We start from the raw sequence: 21493 nt of genomic DNA on the forward strand, positions 1-21493 counted from the left end.
ATAAAAACAACATTTTGTATATTATAATTAATTACGCCCTATACCCAAACGCTCACTTAAATTAAAAATCAGCCTGTTATGTTTTATTTGCTAATTTAACATTTAGTTGTACTACATTTTTATTTCCTCAAAAAGGTACTATATTTGCAACCCATTTCCTTTTTTTAAAGGAGGTGTTTGAAACACGTCATTTGATCCAAAAAATTATGCATAAAGCAGGCTTTGTAAATATTGTAGGGAACCCCAATGTAGGCAAATCAACATTAATGAATGCACTGGTGGGAGAACGCATCTCTATCATCACCTCCAAAGCACAGACAACCCGCCATCGCATAATGGGAATTGTAAATGGCGAAGATTTTCAAATTGTATATTCTGACACCCCTGGTGTTTTAAAACCGCACTACAAACTTCAAAAATCAATGCTGGGATTTTCCCAGTCAGCATTGACTGATGCTGATATACTGCTTTACGTCACAGACGTAATAGACTCGAGTGATAAAAATGCTGATTTTATCGAGATGGTAAAGCAGCATGCAGGCGATTATAAGATCATTTTGGTAGTCAACAAAATTGACTTGGTAGACGAAACTAAGCTTATTGAGATTGTTGACAGCTGGCATACAATTTTACCTGAAGCAGAAGTAATTCCAATTTCTGCCACTCAGAAGTTCAACATCGATCCGTTGTTAAAACGCATCAAAGAATTATTGCCAGATTCGCCTCCATTTTTTGATAAAGACGCTTTAACGGACAAACCGGAGCGCTTTTTTGTAACAGAAATAATCCGAGAGAAAATCCTTTTGAACTACGACAAAGAAATTCCTTACTCTGTCGAAGTCGTAGTCGAACAATTTAAAGAGGAAACCAAATTAATTCGTATCAATGCTGTAATTTATGCCGAAAGAGATTCGCAAAAGGGAATTCTGATTGGACATCAGGGAAAATCCCTCCGCAAAGTCGGCATGGAGGCCAGAAAAGATATCGAAGCTTTTTTTGGTAAGCAAGTATATCTTGAACTATTTATTAAAGTAGAAAAAGACTGGAGAAACCGTGAAACTAAATTACGGAATTTCGGATACCATATCTCCGATTGATCTTTTTCTTTCATCAACGATGACATCCTAAGAACAGGATGTTCTTTCTCTGTCGATCTGACAATGTTGTGCATGCTCGCAACCACTTCCAGGTCAATTTCAATCTAAAGAGGACTTTACACCAACTCTGAACGAGAGCGTTTATTCTACGCCCTGTTTCGAGCCGTGTATGGTCTTGTAGGAATCATACACTCTTACGAGATCTGCACTTTACACTTAATCAACTGTAAGGCTGTAACTTAACTCTATATAGATGAACAAATTCATTTGTTCCATTGTCATTGTTCTGTTGTGTTTTCTGAATCAAAACTTGTTCGCAAAAACTAATAATTGCGACAATCTTAGTTTTGAGAGAGGAGATTTCACAAACTGGACAGGGAAGACCTGGCTCCATTTCTACACAGAAATTCTCAATCCGGCAACCGGGATTGAGCCAGGACGACATACAATCATGTCTGATACTACAGCTTACGACAAAAATACTGGAGGAAAACTCAAACTGATTCCCCCGGGATATAAATATGCTGCACGCTTGGGCGATTCGATCAGCGGATGCCTTTCTCAGAGTCTTTCCTACACACTGACAGTCGATTCTACCAACGCACTTTTTATCTGGAAATTTGCAGTGGTGCTACAAGATCCGCTACATGACCACCTATCCGACGAACAACCCCGCTTCAAAATAACGCTGGAAGATCAGGACGGAAATATCATATCGTCCTGCAGTCAGTATGACGTCAATGCGGCTGAACACATCCCCGGATTTCAGACCTATTATCCTGAAGGATTTTCACGCGATTCTGACAATGTCACGATGATTGTCTGGCGAGACTGGACTACAGCAGCCGCAAACCTCATGCCATTTTACGGCAAGAAGGTAACCCTCACTTTCACCTCTGAAGACTGCACCAAACAAGGACATTTTGGTTATGCCTATTTCGTAGCCGAATGCCACCCTATGATAATATCCGTCAATTATTGCAAAGACGACACGGATGCCCGCCTCGAAGCTCCGGAAGGGTTTTCCGATTATGTATGGACACCGGGCAACATAAAAGGCCGGGTTCTCACAGTAAATAATGCCACACTTGGAAATCAATACAACTGTTCTTTCAACTCCGTTATGGGTTGTCAGGTTGAGCTTTCCGCCTCAATAGTCAGGACAACACCAAACGCATCCTTCAAATGTTCATTGCTTGATGCTCAAAAAAGAACATACAAATTCATCAACACCTCTACTACGAGTAACGGAACGATCTCTGACTTCTCTTGGAATTTTGGAGACGGAACTTCATCAACAGAGCTGAGTCCCACCCATACATACATATCTTCAGGCATACACCATGTGACGTTAGAAATCGTATCATCGCCTTCCGGATGCAGAAGCAGCCAAAGTATAGAGATCGACGACAAAGAATCTGTCCCACTTTCCATTAACGGAGATCCATCGTTTTGCCACGGTCAAAATGCAACCCTAACCGCTAGCGGCAGAATCCGGTATCATTGGAGTACAGGCGAAACAACTCCAACAGTTCACATATCCAGAAGCGGATCTTTTTTCGTAGTTGGGTGGAAAGAAAACGGATCTCAAGACACGGCATTTGTAAAAGTCAAAGAAAAAGCATTGCCTACAGTTACTATTTCCGGATCAAAAACATTATGCCACGGTTATTCCACGACTCTAACCGCAAAAGGGGCAGAGACTTACACCTGGAACACAAACGAAACATCTGAATCCATAAGCATTTCTGCTGCAGGCATTTACTCTGTCTCTGGAATTACCACCGAAGGTTGCAAATCTGATGTCGTTTATGCTGAAGTAACGCAGGATACTGACTGGAAACCAGCCATCACCGGAGATTCTTTATTTTGCACAAACGCAAACACCACTCTTACGGCGTCAGGGGCAGCAGCTTATCAATGGAACAATGGAAGCACATCACAATCAATCACAATAAACACGGAAGGCACCTATATAGTTACCGGAACAAATAAAAACGGATGCAAAGCTCAATCTTCTATGCATGTTTCCAAAATTCCATTGCCGGATGTAAATTTCAAACTGTCACCTGACAAGTTGGACTTACGGAATCCTGTCATATCAGGCGACATTGCCACTAACAAAGAGATTAATTACGAATGGCAACTTGGCGATGGTACGATTACCAACAGCCCCACCTTTACTCATAAATACAATGTTTCCAATTCCGGCACCGGATATACCATTACTTTAAATGCAGTTGATCAGTATGGCTGTGCCAACTCGCTGACAAAGAACATAATTCTTGACTTGAAAGTTCCCAACGTTTTCACTCCTAATAACGACGGGCACAATGATACCTTTATGCCTGACTACGACCTTCAGATCTACGATCGCAACGGAATCCTTCTATACAATGGCAATCAGGGATGGAATGGCACTTACAAAGGTGCAAAAATGGATCCCGATGCTTATTTCTACCTCTTACGATATGTTGATGCCAACAACATAGCACAAGTCAAAAAAGGCAGTGTCATGCTGGTAAGGTAGACCTCATTTTGCTGACAATAAAAAAGACATTCTCTTGTTGATTTGTCGAATCTAACAAAAAACTTAACTTTGTGCATCTATTTATATGCACGGTTCATGATTCTGCCAAGATCGACAACGAGAAAAATCCTGTTTTTATTTTTACTTTTATCCAACTTTGTGTCTGCTACAAATCCAAACTTAAAAAATATTGGCTTTGAAAACGGATTTACAGGATGGATAGGTAAAACCTGGATTTATTATACTTCTAATGGAGGTGTAAAAACGACTCCGACTATAGTGACATTACCCTATGACCCCAGTATTGTCCTCATGTCAGACCAAACCGCCTACGACCTTTACACAAACAGCCAATTAAAAACTATTCCTTCTGGTTACAAATACAGTGCCCGACTTGGTTCTTACAAGAATGGAAGCCCAAATGGGAGAGATCAAAGTCTCGAATATACGCTTAATGTCAACCCTTCGAACGAATTACTTACCATTAAATTTGCAGTTGTGCTTGAAATGCCGAAACCAACGCAATCGACACACACTGAAGAACAAATGCCTCGCTTCATCATTTCTATTTTAGATAAAAACGGGAATGAAATTCCAAATTTTTGCAACAAATTTGACGAAAACACATTGACACTTGACAACATGCAACAAGTTACGCTACCCACAACACAACAAATTGTCAGATGGCGTGACTGGAAAGCAATATCTGCCAATCTAAAAGAGAAGGAAGGGCAAGACGTCACGATTAAATTCACCACAATGGATTGCACCCCGGGAGGACATTTCGGCTATGCATACATTGTGGTGGATTCTCAGCCATTATATATAACTACAAAATTCTGTGGAAACAACGAAGATGCCACCTTGACAGCACCAGATGGATTTAAGTCTTACACATGGAAACACAATGGCTCCATAATCGGATCAAACTATGAATGCAAAGTCCCCAACGCCAAAGAAGGGGAAATATACTCCTGCATTTTCACAACCGAAGCCGGATGCAACGACAGCTTATCCACCACCATAAAAAGAATACAACCAATTGCCGATTTCAAATTCACAACAACCGGCTGCACAAACCAAACCAACACTGTTAAATTCACTAACAATTCGATAGCCGACGCGCTACATCCTTCCGACGCATCCGCATCCCTTTCATATCAATGGAATTTTGGAGATGGAAAGACTTCGGCTGCAGCTGACACTACTTACACCTTTTCCACCTCCGGCATGCAAAAGGTAAACCTCAAGGTCACCAGCTATCCATCTACCTGCACAGCATCCAAAGACACAATGATTGAGGTTTTTTATCCACCATTAATCGGGATAAAAGGAGACACTACCTATTGTCCGAACCAGGTCACCAACCTTAAAGGCTATGGCGCGGATCATTACAAATGGATTCAGATAGATGGCTCTCAGACAGGCTTACAAGATTCTCTGTTGGTAGGAAGCCCCGGAGGAAAAGTCGGATTAATCGGATACTCAAAAAATGACGCTTGCTACACAACAAAATATCTTAACATCAGTGAAGAACCAATCTGGAATTTAGATGTATGTGGAGATCCGTTCTTCTGCACAGGCGACAGCACCACTTTAGTGGCTTCGGGCGAGGGAATCAGCTATCTATGGAATTCTCAAAATCTGCACAGCCCAGCAATCACAATCAGCAAACAAGGCACTTATGAAGTTGTTGCAACCAACAAAAGAGGATGTCAGCTTTCGTGGTCAGATAATGTAAAAGAAATACCGCTTCCAAGCACATCATTCAGCGTTGATCCAACAGTAATAAATACCAAACATAATCAGGTGGTCTGTTCCATTACTCCGGAAAACGATGATATGACTTATGAGTGGGACATGGGGGACAAAACTACTGAAAAGGGAGTTCTATTTACTCACTATTACTCGGGGAATAGTGGAATAGGCAAGTACGATATTATGCTCACGGCCATCAACAATGTTTATGGATGCAGGAGCAAAGCAAGCCAAAGCATCATCATGGAACCTTTTATCCCAAATGTGTTTACTCCCAATGGAGATTCCATGAATGATTATTTTATGCCAAATTATGACCTTGAAGTATTTGACCGGCAAGGCATTTTAGTATATAAAGGGAACAAGGATAGTGAAGGTTGGGACGGCAAATACAAAGGCATCAAAGCCGACCCCGATACTTATTTTTATATTCTACACTATATTGATTATACAAACACACAACGCACAGCCAAAGGTTTTGTAATGTTAGTGAGATAATAAAAATTTGTTTTTTACACATAAACGAACAATAACATAGCGCTCTGGTGAGTTTTAAACTATCAGTGAATAGTTTGCGGACAAACAAACTGTAAATGTGCCCTCTTTACAGTTAACAACAATACTAACCTGTTCAATTTAGTTATTTACCTTGTAACACGGGCAGATTCATAATACAAACGCAATCTGCTTTCATTGGACCAAAGACTCCCAATATTATGAACAAACGGCACAATCTCATAATTGGACTTATAATCTGCTTAACAATTATCTCGTTAGGTTTATTCGGTGCAAATCCCAATCTGATTAACCTGGGATTTGAGAACGGAAATTTTAACGGATGGACCGGATATACAAGAGTTTATAGCACTGACGTACCGACTTACAACACCCCGTGGATTCAGGTCTTATTACCCAACAGTCGCAGACAGGTAATCATGACGGATACGACAGCATATGATCCAACGGTAGGCAATTTGCTAAAGATCATCCCTAAAGGCTATAAATATTCAGCCAGATTAGGTGATGTTATTAGATCTGCTGATGTCACGCAAGGTAATAATATGGGATTTAGATGCTGGCAACAAAAATTACAATACAAATTAGCTGTTGATTCGACTAATTCTCTTCTGATAATGAAATTTGCCTGTGTATTGCAATATGCATCCGACCACTCAACTTTAGTGGAACCCCGCTTCAAACTCACCCTCTACGATTCATCTGGCAATGAGATCAACACTTGCACCAACTATGACGTGTATTCTTCAAGCAATTCGGTTAAAGGGTTTCAGACCTACAATTCAACCAACTCCCTCTATTCAATCGCGCCACAAATCCAATGGAGAGACTGGACAACAGTAGGTGCTGATCTGTCCGCATACAAAGGACAGACTATCACTCTCGAATTCATGTCTACCGACTGTACCGGAAGATTTCACTTTGGTTACGCCTATTTTGTAGCCGATTACCAACCGATGAAAATTTCCACCGATTTTTGTGGTTCTTCCGATACGGCGAAGTTGACTGCCCCGACCGGATTTGAAAGCTATCGGTGGCGTGATGTAAACACTCACAAAATAGTAAACACGGACACAACTCTGTCAACGCTAGCGGTACCAATGATTGGGAAAGACAGTGTCATCTATCATTGCATTATGCGGTCGGCCACCGGCTGTATAGACTCCCTTTCCACAACTATTCTGAAATACAAACCAGTCGCTTCTTTCACCGCAAAAATGGTTGGGTCTTGTACTGCCGACAGCGTTCAATTCTCGAATCTTGCAACCACAAACCGAGGGAAACTTACTTACCTTTGGGACTACGGAGATGGCACAACAGACACTATTTCCAGCAAAGTCCACTTGCATCATTACAACACATCAGGACATCATAAGGTTACCCTGACGGTGTATAATCCACCGTCTACCTGCTCTATAGATACGGTTAAAGACGTTGAATCCATTGACGTTGATTTAGTAGGCTTAAAAGCAGACCAAGATTCAATCTGCATCGGAAGTTCAACTGGAAAATTACGCGCAAACGGTGCTTGGACGTATGAATGGAGTACTAATCCCGGCACGTTTAATCTTGACAGTATCAAATCGGGCTTATCGGCAGGAACCTACTGGGTAAAGGGATACGACTCTACGCATAATTGCACCTCCAACAAACATTACACCACCATTTCTGAAGAAAGCGAATGGATGGATTCAATTCAGGGACACAACTGGTTTTGCTCGGGCGATAGCACTAAACTATACGCCTCCGGTTGGTATGTAAACATGAACAAACAGACAGGCATTGCAAAAACACCACTAACGTATCAATGGAGCAATGGAGCTTTAACTGACACCATCAACACCAACAAAGCTGGAACCTATACCGTTATCGCGACAGACAAATGGGGCTGTTCCCGAACCTCTTCGTACAATGTCAAAGAAAAAGTATTACCTTTGATAAATTTCACAGTCTCACCAAACACCATAAATTCTAAGAGAAACTTAGTCTCGTGCTCCATCAATCAGGAGCCAAGCGTATTATACAACTGGACTTTTGGAGACAACACTGGTGTATCGACGGGCAATTCAGTTATTCACTACTATAGCCAGAATCTACCGTCAGCTCTTTATACAATAGCGCTCAAAGACAGTGACACCGTCTACGGTTGCACAAATTCAGGAACAACGTCAATCCTTTTAGAACCGTTCGTTCCGAATGTATTTACGCCAAACGGAGACGAACACAACGATTATTTTATGCCCAATTACGAAATGGACGTTTATGATCGTTACGGCATTTTGCTTTATTCAGGAACAAAGGAAAGCAACGGTTGGGATGGTTCCTACAAAGGGCAGAGATTGGAACCGGACACTTATTTTTATATTATACATTACACTGATTATAACAATCAGAAACAAACTATCAAAGGGTACATCACCTTAATCCGATAAGAGAACATGAAGAGATTTTTACTGGTTACGTCAATTTCCCTTATGGCTGTATTTTATAGCAGTAGTGCACTTGCCCAGGCTGACATTAGCATGACTACTCATTGGAATAACCGAGCCAACTACAATCCGGCTTCTATTGCCAAAACGGAATACATATACCTTTTCAGCAATGTTCGCCATCAATGGACAGGCATCAGTGGGGCTCCAACGGTCATTAACGTACAAGCTTCGGAATACATTCATGACCTTCGTTCCGCTTTTGGAATTTCCATCATCAACGATAACATAGGATTAACCAACGTACTCAATCCCACGATTACTTACGCATACCGCATGTCACCCAACGAAGATCTCGACTCTTGGTCTATTTCTCTGGGCCTATCGGCAGGACTTTTTGCCCGAACTATCAACGGATCCAAATATGATCCGACGGACACTACCGACCCGACATTAGTTTATTCAGACCTGACAACTTACAAACCGGATGCCAACTTCGGGATAGAAGTCCAAACCAAAAATTTTATAGTGGGATTATCGACCACGCACCTTTTTGCCATTTCAAAAAACAGCGATTTATTTCAAAACACCAACCATCGCTACTTATATGCAATTTACAAAAACACCAGCTCTGATTATTTTAATTTCAGTCTTGGCTCCGAAATTGTAAACAGAAACAACCTGACCGTTGTTGAAGCTAACTCCATGATACGCTTTAAGCATCCCACCGGTCTTTCTGACGGCCCCCGTGAACTTTTCGACTTTGGCCTAAGCTACCGGACAACCAAACAATTATCGTTACTGTTAGGCGTAAATATCACGAGTAATTTCAGGGTTGGATATTCATATGATTATGATTTCAAGCTGAATACCAATCAATCCGGAACTCATGAATTTATGCTGGAATACCGCATTCCGAACAAGGCCAGTTCTATTTGCGGAAGTTGTGACTATCAACGCGATTGGTATTTCTAACCAACCCACCCAACATTTTTGCTTAATTATTGTTGTAAAACCTGTTTCCGAAATAGTATATTTGTAACCGTTTGCGGTAAAATCCGGAACGGTTATTTTTTAACTTATAAATGCTACGATTATGCTACAAAAAGGAGATAAATTACCTGTTGTAACAGTACAGGATCAAAACGGGAACCCATTCAGCACGAGTTCATTGATTGGCAAAAAAACCATCTTATACTTTTACCCCAAAGACAATACTTCGGGATGTACTGCCGAAGCATGCAGTCTTAATAATGGCTTGGACGAATGGGCCAAACAAGGCTATCAAATCGTGGGAGTGAGCCCCGACAGCCCATCATCACATCAAAAATTCATTGCCAAATACAGTCTGAACTTTACACTTTTAGCAGATACAGAAAAAGAATTGGCTTCTGCATTTGGCGTATGGGCTGAAAAAAGCATGTATGGACGAAAATATATGGGCATTGTCCGCACCACATTCGTGATTAACGAACAAGGAATCATTTCGCATGTTATTGAAAAAGTAAACACAAAAGAGCATTCGGAACAATTAAAGACAGTTTTGTCATAAACACAAATCCGGCATCTGAACAGGTGCCGGATTTTACTATATTCTTATGGACAAACCATTTCTGATATACAAGCTTGATGCCGCAACCATCGGTGAGATAGTACAAGATCCTCCGGCCCCACACCGCCACGAATACGAGGAACTGATCGTTTTACTGGATGGAACGCCCGAACATTTTATTGATTTCAGGAAACAGACGATTCAGTCGCCCGCTATCATCTACGTTTCGAAAGGAAAAATTCATCAGTTTATGCCAGACCTGCAAACCCGCGGCTGGCTCATACAATATCAGAATGAATTTGCGCCTCAAAGCAGCTTTCATTTTTATTCCAATTTTGCCGACACCATTCATTACTCACTTTCTCAGCACACTTGTCATAATCGGCTTGACACCTTATGCTCGCTAATTTATGAGGATTTCACTGCCAATCCTCCGCGCTATCAGGTAATAAAACACCTTTTACTGGCTCTGTTGACCCAAATAGATTCTGATCATACACTACAAATAGCAGAGTCTAAAACGGTCAGTAACAGTTACACTTCCACTTTCGACAAATTTCTCAAGCTGGTTGAAACTAATTACAAACAAGACGAGAGTGTTCAGTTTTATGCAGATCAACTCAACACCTCAGCTCGTAATCTTAACCTGATATGTCGCTCAGTTTTCGACAAAAGTGTGTCCGAAATCATAGAGGACAGAAAATTAATAGAGGCCAAGCAATTAATAGTCAGTAGCGACAAAACCATATCCGAAATTGGTTTTGAAGTCGGCTACAACGAAAAATCATATTTCACCCGCGTATTTTCTAAACGGGAAGGAATTACTCCTACGGAATTCAAGAAAAAAGCGGTTGCTCTATTGCAATAAAATTATTTTCTAAAAAAAATCACCTCTGCTCATCCAAACCGACATTGAATTACGTCTAATGAGTAAAAGTTACATTCTCAAAAGATTACTATTATGAAAAAACTTGGATTTCTATTATTATTCACCTTATTGGCTGTATTCAGCATCAATGCTACTCCGGTTTCCACAAGCACCGATGCAGCAATTAAAGACAGTATATATCAGGCCAATAAAAGCGGTCAGGCGATCAATGAAGAACAACGTCAGGAACAAGCATCTGAACAGTTTTATGAAAATGAAAAAAGACAGTCGTACGACGATCATGAGCCAAAACTAACAAGTGCTGGAATTGTATTAATTTCTTTAATGCCCTTTATCACAGCCATTCTTATCGTATTCTTCGTCGTTCGCAACAAACGCATGAAAGAGTTACGCATGATTCAGCTGTATGAAAAAGCACTTGAAGCAGGCAAAGACCTCCCCGAAAGCTTCTTCCGCCGTCCTGACGAAGAACCTAAAAGTCACTTTCTGAAAGGCGCGATTTGGATAGGTACCGGATTGGGAGTCTCCATAGGTGCACTTTATCTGATGGGAGAACATTCTCCCTGGGGCTTCGGGCTAATCCCTTTATTCATAGGAATTGCCTACATGATCAGTTACTTTGTAGAAAAGAAAGACAAAGCGAACTCAGCTAAAGATGAGTAATGCGGATGACCTGAAGTGGATCATGCAAGTCACATTGCTTGGCAACAAAGATGCTTTCGATCCGCTTGTCAGAAAATATCAATCGCCTATTCGCCGGTTCTTCCTGAACCTGACGATGGGCGATTCATCTCTGAGTGACGATCTGGCGCAGGAAACATTTATCAAAGCATATTTACAGTTGAAGTCGTTTCAAGGGCTTTCTGGTTTTTCCACCTGGTTGTTTCGCATTGCTTACAACGTATTTTATGATTCGGTACGGGCTCAAAAGCATCTAAACGAGACTTCTCTGGACGAAGTAGACCGGTGGCATTCGGTTGATAATGATTTTTCGGCTGAAAAAAGCGATCTTTACGATGCTTTGCGTAAATTGCGTCAGGAAGAACGAACGGCCATTCTCCTCTGCTACATGGAAGGAATGAGCCACTCCCAGGCAGCAAAAGTAATGAAATGCCCACTGGGAACTCTCAAATCATATGTTTCTGCCGGCAAAACCAAACTGGCACACCATTTGCAATAATAAGACAGACAAAAATGACGAACATGAACGACAAACAATTGCAACAGTTTTTTGCAGAACACAAGATGGATGTTGCCGACAAAGGATTTTCCGACAAGGTAATCCATCGTCTGCCGGAAAAACAACGCGTTCCGGGCTTAGTCTGGATATTTGGAATCATCAGTACGCTGGTGGTAATCTTCTCCGGCAACTATTATCGGGTATTCCGCGTTTTCATGGCAATATTGGATACTTTAGGATGGTGGATCTTACCGGTTGTCAGTTGTACTATCGCTGCCGCCATTGTATTTGCGGTGGCATCTTACGAACGACGACAAGCCATATTCAGATAATTCAATTTCCAGTGGCAGATTAGTATTCTATTACAATAAAAGAGCCCGTGATTACAGGAGATAATCCTGTTGTCACGGGCTTTTGTTGTGAGGGAAATATCGGATGTCTTATTGGCAAATAACGCAACCGGCACATTTGGAAAGTTCTCCCCTGAAGCGCTTTTCAACCAGCAAGTGAATCCGGTCTTTCAACGCATCGATGCGAATATTTTCAATTACATCGGCCGCAAACGCAAACTTGAGCAACAATTTGGCCTCTTTGACCGAAATACCCCGCGAACGCATGTAGAAGAGAGCTGCTTCATCCAATTGCCCTACCGTGGCGCCATGAGAACATTTCACATCGTCGGCATAAATTTCCAGTTGTGGTTTGGCCTTCATTTTAGCCGTAGGCGTAGCACACAAATTCTTATTGGTCATCAACGCTTCTGTCTTCTGAGCGCCCGGAGCAACATAGATCTTTCCGGCAAAAGCTCCGACAGCAGAGTCATCCAACACATATTTAAACAACTCGTGACTGCGACAATGCGGTGTGTTGTGATTAATCAGCGTAAAATTATCAACCTGCTGATTTTTATCTCCGATGGCCATTCCGCAAAGCATCACTTCAGCATTTTCGCCATCCAAATCCACTTGTACATTATTACGGGTTAATCCGTTATGAAGTGTAACCGCATTAATCAAAACATTGGAAGAGGCTTCCTGCTTCACCAGCAACGAACTGATATTGGTCGTTTTGTTATGCGTATTTTCTAACGAATAATATTCAAACGAAGCATTTTCGCCCACGAAGACTTCGGTAACGCGATTACAAAGAAATTGTACAGGATCCTGCGTATGAGCACATTCGAGGAGTTGAGCTTTTGCACCTTCTTCAATAATGACGAGATTGCGGCTGTTAGCCATAAAATCAACATCGGCACGCATAATATCCACCAACTGAACAGGCTTGGGCAATACTACACCTTTCGGCACGTACATAAAAAAGCCATCCTGAACAAAAGCTTCATTAAACGCCATTGTAGCCGTTTTTGACTTCCCGGCCTGACGATTGTAATATTTAGCTACCAGTTCGGGATATTTCTGAGCAGCCTCATTCAGTCCGCAGATAATAACCCCTTCGGGCAACGCCGGTTGCGGCTGAGTCGCATAAAAGCTATCATTGACAACATAATAGAGGTAGCCATTGATACTTGGCACGTCACAACGAAACGCCACCGGGATATACAGACGATTCAGATTCAAACCGTAATCGACTGAAAAGGACTTACTCAAATCTGTGTACAAATAATCTTCGTTGCGTGTGGTTGGAAACCCCAGGCTCTCGAAACGGTTAAACGCCTCATCACGACCGGCATTCAGCACATCGGCGCAAGGCTTTTTAAGGTCGGCATGGTGTTCCTTGTATAATTCTATATAGGATTGTTCTATCGACATAAGTTCAATTTGAAAATTTAGAAACTCGACAATTTGGCAATAAGGCCCGATTCGCAAACCAACCTAATCGCAAATTGTAAATGGTTAAATTGTCAATGACTACTGGGCATCAATTTCCTGCTTAATCCAGTCGTAACCTCTGTCCTCAAGTTCAAGAGCCAGTTCCGGACCTGCTGTTTTCACAATCTGCCCTTTGTACAAAACGTGCACAATATCAGGCTTAATATAGTCGAGTAACCGCTGATAGTGAGTAATCACGATGCAGGCATTGTGATCCGTCTTCAATTTATTGACACCGCTTGCCACAATACGCAACGCATCGATATCCAGTCCGCTATCGGTTTCGTCAAGGATCGAGAGTTTTGGGTCAAGCATTGCCATCTGGAAAATTTCGTTCCGTTTCTTTTCTCCGCCAGAAAATCCTTCGTTTACCGAACGGTTGGCCAGTTTACTATCCAATTCCACAAACTCTTTCTTTTCGCGCATCAGTTTGAGAAAGTCTGAAGCTGAAATAGGATCCATCCCCTTGTATTTGCGATGCTCATTGATAGCTGCACGCATAAAGTTGGTCATGCTGACACCCGGAATTTCGACCGGATACTGAAAACTAAGAAAAATTCCTTCACGTGAACGATCCTCCGGAGCCATTTCCAATAGGTTTTTCCCATTAAAAATCACTTCACCTTCGGTAACAGTAAAAAGGGGATTACCCGTTAGTACGGCAGACAGGGTGCTTTTTCCTGAACCATTGGGCCCCATGATAGCATGAACCTCACCTTCGTTAACTTGCAGGTTAATTCCTCTCAAAATCTCTTTTCCGTTTATATTGGCATGTAAATTCTTTATTGTAAGCATAATGAATGATTTGTTGTTTGAACCGTCAGTATCAACGCACTGACTGATTTTACAAAATATTAAAAAGCTACGCAAAGATAATCAATAAAATGAGGATGTGTATGCTCATTTTTGTGCGTTGTGTGTTAATTTTGCACAAGTTTAGAGTGCAAAAGCGCTCATTCCAAACTGTATGGGAACAAGTTCTCTCCTGAAATTCGATTGCCTGAAAAGGCAAAATCATTAAAGTAAGAGACGGTTCCCGATTTATTTACTAAAAGAAAAAACGCAATGATAAAGATAGAAATGGATTCCGGATCCGGATTTTGCTTTGGTGTTGTCAATGCCATTACCAAAGCCGAACAGGAACTGGACAAAGACGACTCCCTCTTTTGCCTGGGAGATATCGTACACAATGGCAGCGAAGTAGAACGCCTTAGCAAAAGGGGATTACGGACTATTGAACACGAAGAATTCTCCAAATTAAAGAATGCCCGAATTCTTTTTCGTGCACATGGTGAACCCCCGGCTACCTACCTGGCTGCAAAAGCCAATAATATTCAGGTGATTGACGCCACCTGCCCGGTAGTACTAAAATTGCAGCAACGCATCAAGAATGCTTATAAATCCCATCCCAAAGAGGATTGGCAAATTGTTATTTATGGAAAAATCGGACATGCAGAGGTAAACGGCCTGGTTGGACAAACAGAAAACAGCGCTATCGTGGTAGAACACATTGAAGACCTCGATCGAGTTGATTTGAACAAAAACATTTGCCTTTTCTCTCAAACCACAAAATCAATCGCAGGGTTCAACAAACTGGTAGAAACTATCAAAAAGAAAATTAATCCGACCGTTTCGTTTGAATTTTACGATACAATTTGCCGTCAGGTATCAAATCGTATTCCAAATATTCGTACCTTTGCCGTACGACACGATATAGTCTTTTTCGTGAGCGGCAAAAAAAGTTCAAACGGCAAAGCTCTGTTTGACGAATGCAAAGCTGTTAACCCCAACTCACATCTAATATCTACCCCTGAAGATATCACTCCGTCTTTATTAAAGGGCGTAACCACAGTAGGAATCTGTGGGGCCACTTCCACACCCAAATGGCTGATGGAAGAAGTTGCCAAAGAATTAGAAAAGATTGCAAGTGTAACAAACGATTAAATCAAAACGGTCATGTATCAACTAAAATGTATCGGGGTACTTACCTCGGGAGGCGATGCCCCTGGCATGAATGCTGCACTCAGAGCAGTAACTCGTAAAGCCATCTATCATGGCATTCGTGTAAAAGCAATTTATCGCGGTTATAAAGGTCTGATTTCAGGAGAGATAAAAGAGTTCCAGACTCAGGATGTAAGTAACATTGTACAGCAAGGTGGCACCATTATCAAATCGGCACGTAGCATGGAGTTCAAAACCGATGAAGGAATGCAGACCGCTTACGAAACTCTGAAACGTGAAGAAATTGATGCTTTAGTAGTGATTGGTGGTGACGGTACATTTACCGGAGCCCGCATCTTTGGACAGATATATAACGATATACCCATCGTTGGTATTCCCGGCACAATCGACAACGACTTGTACGGAACCGACTACACCATCGGCTACGACACGGCACTGAACACCATTGTAGAAGCGGTCGATAAGATTCGCGACACGGCCAGCTCACACGAACGCCTCTTCTTTATAGAAGTAATGGGACGTGATGCCGGATTTTTGGCTCTCCACGGAGCAATCGCTTCTGGCGCCGAAGCGGCCATCATTCCCGAGATTTCCACCAGCATGGATCAGTTAACCCAATTGATCGAACAGGGCTTCCGGAAATCGAAAAACAGTAGCATTGTGTTGGTTGCCGAAAGCGACATTACCGGTGGGGCTATGGGCGTTGCCGAAAAGCTAAAAAAAGCGCATCCCGAATTCGATTGTCGCGTCACCATTCTGGGACACATCCAGCGCGGAGGTTCGCCTACTGCCAACGACCGCATACTGGCAAGCCGCATGGGCACGGCAGCTATAGACGCTCTGTTGGCCGACCAACGTAACGTAATGATCGGCATCGTAAACGACGAGATCGTTTACGTTCCTTTTGTCAAAGCTATTAAAGACGAGAAACCTGTCAACTCGGCACTGATGGAAGTATTGCATATTTTATCGATCTAATTTTCTTTGGAATATCATACAATAAAAAAGTTGACCTCACAAGGGTTAACTTTTTTATTGTGCTGCATTTATCATTGAGCGAAGATTTAACTCCTGACATAATCCGCCTAGTTAAGGACAGGCAGGCAATATCCATGCAAGAAAAAGAGTCTATGTCTTGCAAGAAGAATTACAAAGTCATTTATCTCCGAAACATCTTTCCAACCAAAATGGTTCAGATTTCCATCTATATTGATCGAATCATTTCATAAAAAAGCCAGCCTCACGGACTCATTCCGGAGGCTGGCAGCTCTCTTACTTTTCTCTTTAGATTCAAAAATTCCAACTTCACAAAAGACATCTGGTTCTAATGCCTCTTTGAAATGTTTGTTCAATTTTCGACAACAAAAGTACGCCTTTTGCACATATGCTCACTTATCAATTCATACAAAACTACTATCAAAATTGATAAGTTTACATAAAAACACAAAAAACAGAATTTTATCACCAAACTATAGAATTCTGATTTACAGAGGTTATTGTTTTTGGCGATACCATTCGGAAGGGGAAACGCCGGTTATAGTTTTAAATTGCCGGCTAAAATTAGACGGTTCGCTGTAGCCTACCATTTCAGACACCTGAGCTATGGAAAACTGAGGATTTTCGCGAAAAATCCGCATTGATTCTTCTATTCTCAGCAACCCTACCCATGCATTGAAAGTCACCCCTTCTTCTTTATTTATAAATCCGGACAACGTTGCCCGGCCTATTTTCAGAAACTGCGACATTTCTTCTATGCTAACGCCAGGGGTCAAATAATATTTCTGATCCAACACCTGTTTTTTTAGCGTTACCCAAGAATGTCGTTGTTTTGGAGCCTGACCACTTTCCGGCGTCAATAGATGAAACACCTGTTCAATCTGCACGTATGTGCGGGGATATTGGATATAGCATACACCAAACGCAATAAAGAAAACAACAAGAACTGAGAAGAAAGTCATCAACGCAAGCGGAGAACTGATTAAACTGATGACCAACGCATATCCTCCAAACAACAGAGCTACATCATAGCAAATGCGAACCCAGGTCAAATGCAACTTCATATTTTCAGAAAAACACTCATCCAGGCGGGAATTATACAATGTTACTTCCTTCTGAAAAGAACAACAAAAATAGACTAATTGCGTAACACACATCAGCCAGGTGGCAATCCGGATTAAAATTTGAGGATGAGTCAGATTCTGCATCACCAGAGACAAATTTCCAAGTATAGGATTGCCAAATTTTATTGCACCAATCCAATACAAAAGATTGCAGAACACAAGAGGAGAAAGATGTAGGAGAATAAACTTTCGGGTGATGCGTTCAGGATGCAACAAATTGATCAATGCCATAGAAAACAGCATGATAAGAAAAGAACAAATGGAAAGAAGTACCATGGACAATACATTCACCAATACTTTATCGACAATCGCAATAAGAGCGGAAGCAACATAAGCAACAAACAAAATACGTAATGAGATGCGATAGCTCTTCAAACCCGCATTTCCCGGCAATGGAAGAGTGATAAATATGATAGCAAGAATCAGACAGGAAGCTGCTAATGCATTTGTCAACAAGACATACAGTAGATGATTCATAACTCAGGACAAATAAGAAGAATGTTTATCCAACAAGATCAGCCCGACGGCTGCTTAAAAATCGTCATGCAAAGATACATTTTTCGCAGCATTATATTTCACAAAACATATTGGGCCGACTGGCAAATGCCTATTTTTCAGATATTGACTCCACCCATACTTACAAATTAGCTAATGATATACAAAAGTAAATCTTTCGGGGGTCAACCCTTTTTGTTATCTTTGCAGGTCTGTTTGAAACACAAAAACAACAATTAAATCAATATAAAACAGACAATTACACAATCAATCATATAATAAACACCATACAAATGAAAGTAAGAGTTCGTTTTGCCCCTAGCCCTACAGGCCCGCTCCATATCGGAGGCGTACGCACCGCGTTATACAACTATCTTTTTGCCAAACAAAACGATGGAGACATGATTCTCCGTATCGAAGATACCGACTCCAACCGTTTCGTTCCCGGAGCGGAAGCGTATATTGAAGAATCGCTGGCCTGGCTGGGAATCAAAATCGACGAAGGCGTGCAACAGGGAGGCCCTCATGCGCCTTACCGCCAAAGCGAACGCAAAGATATTTACCGCAAGTATGTTGATCAGTTACTGAACGACGGCAAGGCTTATATTGCATTCGACACCCCCGAGGAACTGGATGCCAAGCGCAACGAAATCAAGAATTTTCAATACGATGCTTCCACCCGCGGCATGATGCAGAATTCACTAACTTTATCTGCAGAAGAAGTTCAAAACAGAATCGATGCCGGCAAACAGTATGTTGTCCGCATTAAGATAGAACCGAACGAAGAGGTACATGTACAGGATCTGATCCGCGGCGAAGTAGTGATTAATTCATCTATTCTGGATGATAAGGTGCTCTTCAAGTCTGCCGATAGCCTACCGACTTACCATCTTGCAAATGTGGTAGATGACCACCTGATGGAAATTTCACACGTTATCCGTGGCGAAGAGTGGCTACCCTCGGCTCCACTACACGTATTGCTTTACCGTGCGCTGGGTTGGGAAGATACGATGCCGCAATTCGCGCACCTACCCCTGTTGCTCAAACCCGATGGCAACGGTAAACTCAGCAAGCGCGACGGCGATCGTCTCGGATTCCCTGTATTCCCATTGGAGTGGAAAGATCCGAAAACGGGCGACATTTCGAGCGGCTACCGCGAAACAGGTTACGAACCAGAAGCGGTTATCAACTTCTTGGCACTGCTGGGATGGCATGCCGGTTCCGATCAGGAAATTTTCTCGATGGAAGAGTTAATCAAAGAATTTTCGATGGATCGTTGTAGTAAGAGCGGTGCCAAATTCGATTTCGAAAAAGGAAAATGGTTCAATCACCAGTACCTGCAACTAAAACCCATTGAAGAGCTTGCTGCTAAATTCAAGAAAGTATTAGAGGTAAAAGGTGTAGTTGCAACCGACGAAACTATCACGAGCGTAATTGCACTTATGCGCGAGCGCATCAACTTTATCAGCGAATTGTGGGACACGACCTCTTATTTCTTTGCCGCTCCGACAAGTTATGACGAAAAGTCGGTTCAAAAACGCTGGAAACCATTTACCGCGCAACAGCTTACCGAACTGTCTGCCTATATTGAAACGCTGGATACCTTTGTAACCGACAAAGCAGATACAGAAGCAAAGGTAATGGAATGGATTGCCGCCAAAGAGTATAAAACGGGCGACGTGATGAATGCTTTCCGCATTGCATTGGTAGGAGAGTCTAAAGGACCTCACATCTTCGATCTGACAACGATTATCGGTAAAGAAGAGACGCTGCGGCGTATTCAACAGGCAATAAACACCATTAAGCTCTAAAACACAAAAAAGGATGTCTTCTGCAAGGCATCCTTTTTTGTTATTAATTTTCAGTTCGCTTATCTCACCTTTTCAAGCAAGTTTCTCCTCAGGTAACGTACCGGATAAAGCGCCGCCAGGAATCCCATTACACTGACTGTTAAAAGCACAATTATAAGATCCGTCCAGACTACTTCCACAGGATAGGAATCGATAATAAAACCGGAACCCTGCAGTTTGATCCATCCAAAATAATATTGGCCCAAGCAAAGCATAACACCTAGCGCAACGCCTAGTAAAGCACCCCCCACGGAGATCATCCAACCTTCCAACAAAAAGATTCGTTGTATCAAACGATTGTCTGCGCCTAAATTTCGTAAAGTCTTAATATCATTCTCTTTATCAATAATCAGCATAGACAACGACCCGATAATATTAAATACTGCTATCAACAGAATGAAGGACAAAATGAGGTAAGTCATCCACTTCTCTATTTTCATAATACGAAAATAGTCGCTTTGCTGTTCATAGCGATTCAACACGGAGAACTTATCGCCAAGAATATCCCGTACCTCTTTCTTTACAACGTCGGGCTCTACTCCCGCCTTCAGCTTCAGACTTACCGAGGTCGCCACATTATCAGGATAATCAAACATACGACGTGCAAAAGGCAGTGATACCAAAAAATATTTATCATCGTAAGCGGCCTGTTTGATGGCAAAAACGCCTGAAACAAATATCTTATCGCTATTGAAGCTATTTTCCGGATTTACCAGATTAATCGCAGATGTACGTTTAGGCACATACACCAAAACCGGATCGAGCGCTTTAGAGCCGGTACCAAGAGCACCAGCAAGCCCCACACCCATAATACCATTTTCAAAAACGCCATCATTCAACACAAAACTGCCCGACACAAGCAGACTGTCAATTGCGGTCATTGCCTGAAAATGACTTCCAATCCCCTTGATGGTGGCAGGTAATTGTTTATCTTTATACCGAAGCATGGCATTATCTTCCACTACTTCGTCATAAAACGCAATATCCTTGAGCTGACGCACCGCATCCCACTCTTTGGTATGCGTATCGAAGGCTTTACCCTGCACCAATTCAATTTTCAAATCAGGATCAAATGCACTGAAAAGCTGCTGAATCAGCCCTTCAAAACCATTGAATACCGAAAGCACACAAATCATTGCCATGGTACCCACACACACACCTCCTGCAGAAATACCGGAAATAATATTGATCGCATTATGCGATTTCTTGGCAAACAGATAACGACGGGCAATATGAAATGCTAAATTCACTGGGATCTAAGTTTGAAAATTCGAATACGCTCTAAC

The 21493-nt window shown here is 41.9% G+C and carries 17 protein-coding genes; 13 read left to right on the forward strand and 4 right to left on the reverse strand.

The genetic code is table 11. The annotated features are described in order from the left end of the window. The first annotated feature begins 206 nt into the window (after nucleotides 1-206). The 10 genes from era to PJIAN_RS00360 all read left to right on the forward strand — a co-directional run bounded on the left by era (nucleotide 207) and on the right by PJIAN_RS00360 (nucleotide 12283). Nucleotides 207-1097: a GTPase Era gene (gene era / locus PJIAN_RS00315; RefSeq protein WP_068702632.1), complete on the forward strand. Its 891-nt coding sequence runs from the start codon at nucleotides 207-209 to the stop codon at nucleotides 1095-1097. Between the two features lie 253 nt (nucleotides 1098-1350). Further along, a complete protein-coding gene (locus PJIAN_RS00320; protein ID WP_068701043.1) occupies nucleotides 1351-3627 on the forward strand; it encodes a PKD domain-containing protein in 2277 nt (758 codons plus the stop codon). Between the two features lie 159 nt (nucleotides 3628-3786). After that, nucleotides 3787-5883: a PKD domain-containing protein gene (locus PJIAN_RS00325; RefSeq protein WP_172795543.1), complete on the forward strand. Its 2097-nt coding sequence runs from the start codon at nucleotides 3787-3789 to the stop codon at nucleotides 5881-5883. A 218-nt stretch (nucleotides 5884-6101) separates the two neighbouring features. Continuing rightward, nucleotides 6102-8333 carry a T9SS type B sorting domain-containing protein gene (locus PJIAN_RS00330; RefSeq protein ID WP_068701045.1) on the forward strand — a complete coding sequence of 744 codons (2232 nt, stop codon included), beginning with the start codon at nucleotides 6102-6104 and terminating at the stop codon, nucleotides 8331-8333. 6 nt (nucleotides 8334-8339) lie between these two features. Beyond that, the gene (locus PJIAN_RS00335) at nucleotides 8340-9305 is read left to right on the forward strand and encodes a PorP/SprF family type IX secretion system membrane protein (protein WP_084252192.1); all 966 of its coding nucleotides are present in this window, start codon (nucleotides 8340-8342) and stop codon (nucleotides 9303-9305) included. A gap of 121 nt (nucleotides 9306-9426) precedes the next feature. Next, a complete protein-coding gene (bcp, locus tag PJIAN_RS00340; protein ID WP_068701047.1) occupies nucleotides 9427-9882 on the forward strand; it encodes a thioredoxin-dependent thiol peroxidase in 456 nt (151 codons plus the stop codon). A gap of 46 nt (nucleotides 9883-9928) precedes the next feature. Further along, complete coding sequence (locus PJIAN_RS00345) at nucleotides 9929-10750, forward strand: helix-turn-helix domain-containing protein (protein WP_068701048.1); 822 nt, start codon at nucleotides 9929-9931, stop codon at nucleotides 10748-10750. A 93-nt stretch (nucleotides 10751-10843) separates the two neighbouring features. Then, nucleotides 10844-11434 carry a DUF6249 domain-containing protein gene (locus PJIAN_RS00350; protein ID WP_068701049.1) on the forward strand — a complete coding sequence of 197 codons (591 nt, stop codon included), beginning with the start codon at nucleotides 10844-10846 and terminating at the stop codon, nucleotides 11432-11434. Beyond that, nucleotides 11427-11951: a sigma-70 family RNA polymerase sigma factor gene (locus tag PJIAN_RS00355; protein ID WP_068701050.1), complete on the forward strand. Its 525-nt coding sequence runs from the start codon at nucleotides 11427-11429 to the stop codon at nucleotides 11949-11951. Before PJIAN_RS00350 ends, PJIAN_RS00355 begins: the two co-directional genes overlap by 8 nt. Before the next feature lie 23 nt (nucleotides 11952-11974). Further along, on the forward strand, nucleotides 11975-12283 hold the full coding sequence (locus PJIAN_RS00360) for a DUF5056 domain-containing protein (RefSeq protein WP_172795544.1): 309 nt from the start codon (nucleotides 11975-11977) through the stop codon (nucleotides 12281-12283). A gap of 108 nt (nucleotides 12284-12391) precedes the next feature. On the opposite strand, the gene sufD is transcribed toward PJIAN_RS00360, so the two are convergent. Together sufD and sufC are read right to left on the reverse strand one after the other, a co-directional pair. After that, on the reverse strand, nucleotides 12392-13720 hold the full coding sequence (gene sufD / locus PJIAN_RS00365) for a Fe-S cluster assembly protein SufD (protein WP_068701052.1): 1329 nt from the start codon (nucleotides 13718-13720) through the stop codon (nucleotides 12392-12394). A 99-nt stretch (nucleotides 13721-13819) separates the two neighbouring features. Further along, complete coding sequence (gene sufC / locus PJIAN_RS00370; protein ID WP_068701053.1) at nucleotides 13820-14575, reverse strand: Fe-S cluster assembly ATPase SufC; 756 nt, start codon at nucleotides 14573-14575, stop codon at nucleotides 13820-13822. Nucleotides 14576-14845: 270 nt separating this feature from the next. Here sufC and PJIAN_RS00375 point away from each other — a divergent pair, with 270 nt between their 5' ends. Continuing rightward, nucleotides 14846-15724 carry a 4-hydroxy-3-methylbut-2-enyl diphosphate reductase gene (locus tag PJIAN_RS00375; protein WP_068701054.1) on the forward strand — a complete coding sequence of 293 codons (879 nt, stop codon included), beginning with the start codon at nucleotides 14846-14848 and terminating at the stop codon, nucleotides 15722-15724. Between the two features lie 12 nt (nucleotides 15725-15736). Further along, the gene (pfkA, locus tag PJIAN_RS00380; RefSeq protein ID WP_068701055.1) at nucleotides 15737-16720 is read left to right on the forward strand and encodes a 6-phosphofructokinase; all 984 of its coding nucleotides are present in this window, start codon (nucleotides 15737-15739) and stop codon (nucleotides 16718-16720) included. A 515-nt stretch (nucleotides 16721-17235) separates the two neighbouring features. Here pfkA and PJIAN_RS00385 read toward each other — a convergent pair. Beyond that, nucleotides 17236-18339, reverse strand: coding sequence for a helix-turn-helix domain-containing protein (locus PJIAN_RS00385; protein WP_068701056.1), 1104 nt, complete (start codon nucleotides 18337-18339; stop codon nucleotides 17236-17238). A gap of 311 nt (nucleotides 18340-18650) precedes the next feature. On the opposite strand from PJIAN_RS00385, the gene gltX reads away from it, so the two are divergent. Beyond that, the gene (gltX, locus tag PJIAN_RS00395) at nucleotides 18651-20168 is read left to right on the forward strand and encodes a glutamate--tRNA ligase (protein ID WP_068701058.1); all 1518 of its coding nucleotides are present in this window, start codon (nucleotides 18651-18653) and stop codon (nucleotides 20166-20168) included. A gap of 59 nt (nucleotides 20169-20227) precedes the next feature. Here the strand turns inward: gltX and PJIAN_RS00400 are convergent, their stop codons facing one another. Further along, nucleotides 20228-21457, reverse strand: a complete 1230-nt coding sequence (locus PJIAN_RS00400; protein WP_068701059.1) for an FtsX-like permease family protein — start codon at nucleotides 21455-21457, stop codon at nucleotides 20228-20230. Between the last annotated feature and the right edge of the window lie 36 nt (nucleotides 21458-21493).

The sequence above is a fragment of the Paludibacter jiangxiensis genome (genome assembly GCF_001618385.1).
Lineage (GTDB): Bacteria > Bacteroidota > Bacteroidia > Bacteroidales > Paludibacteraceae > Microbacter > Microbacter jiangxiensis.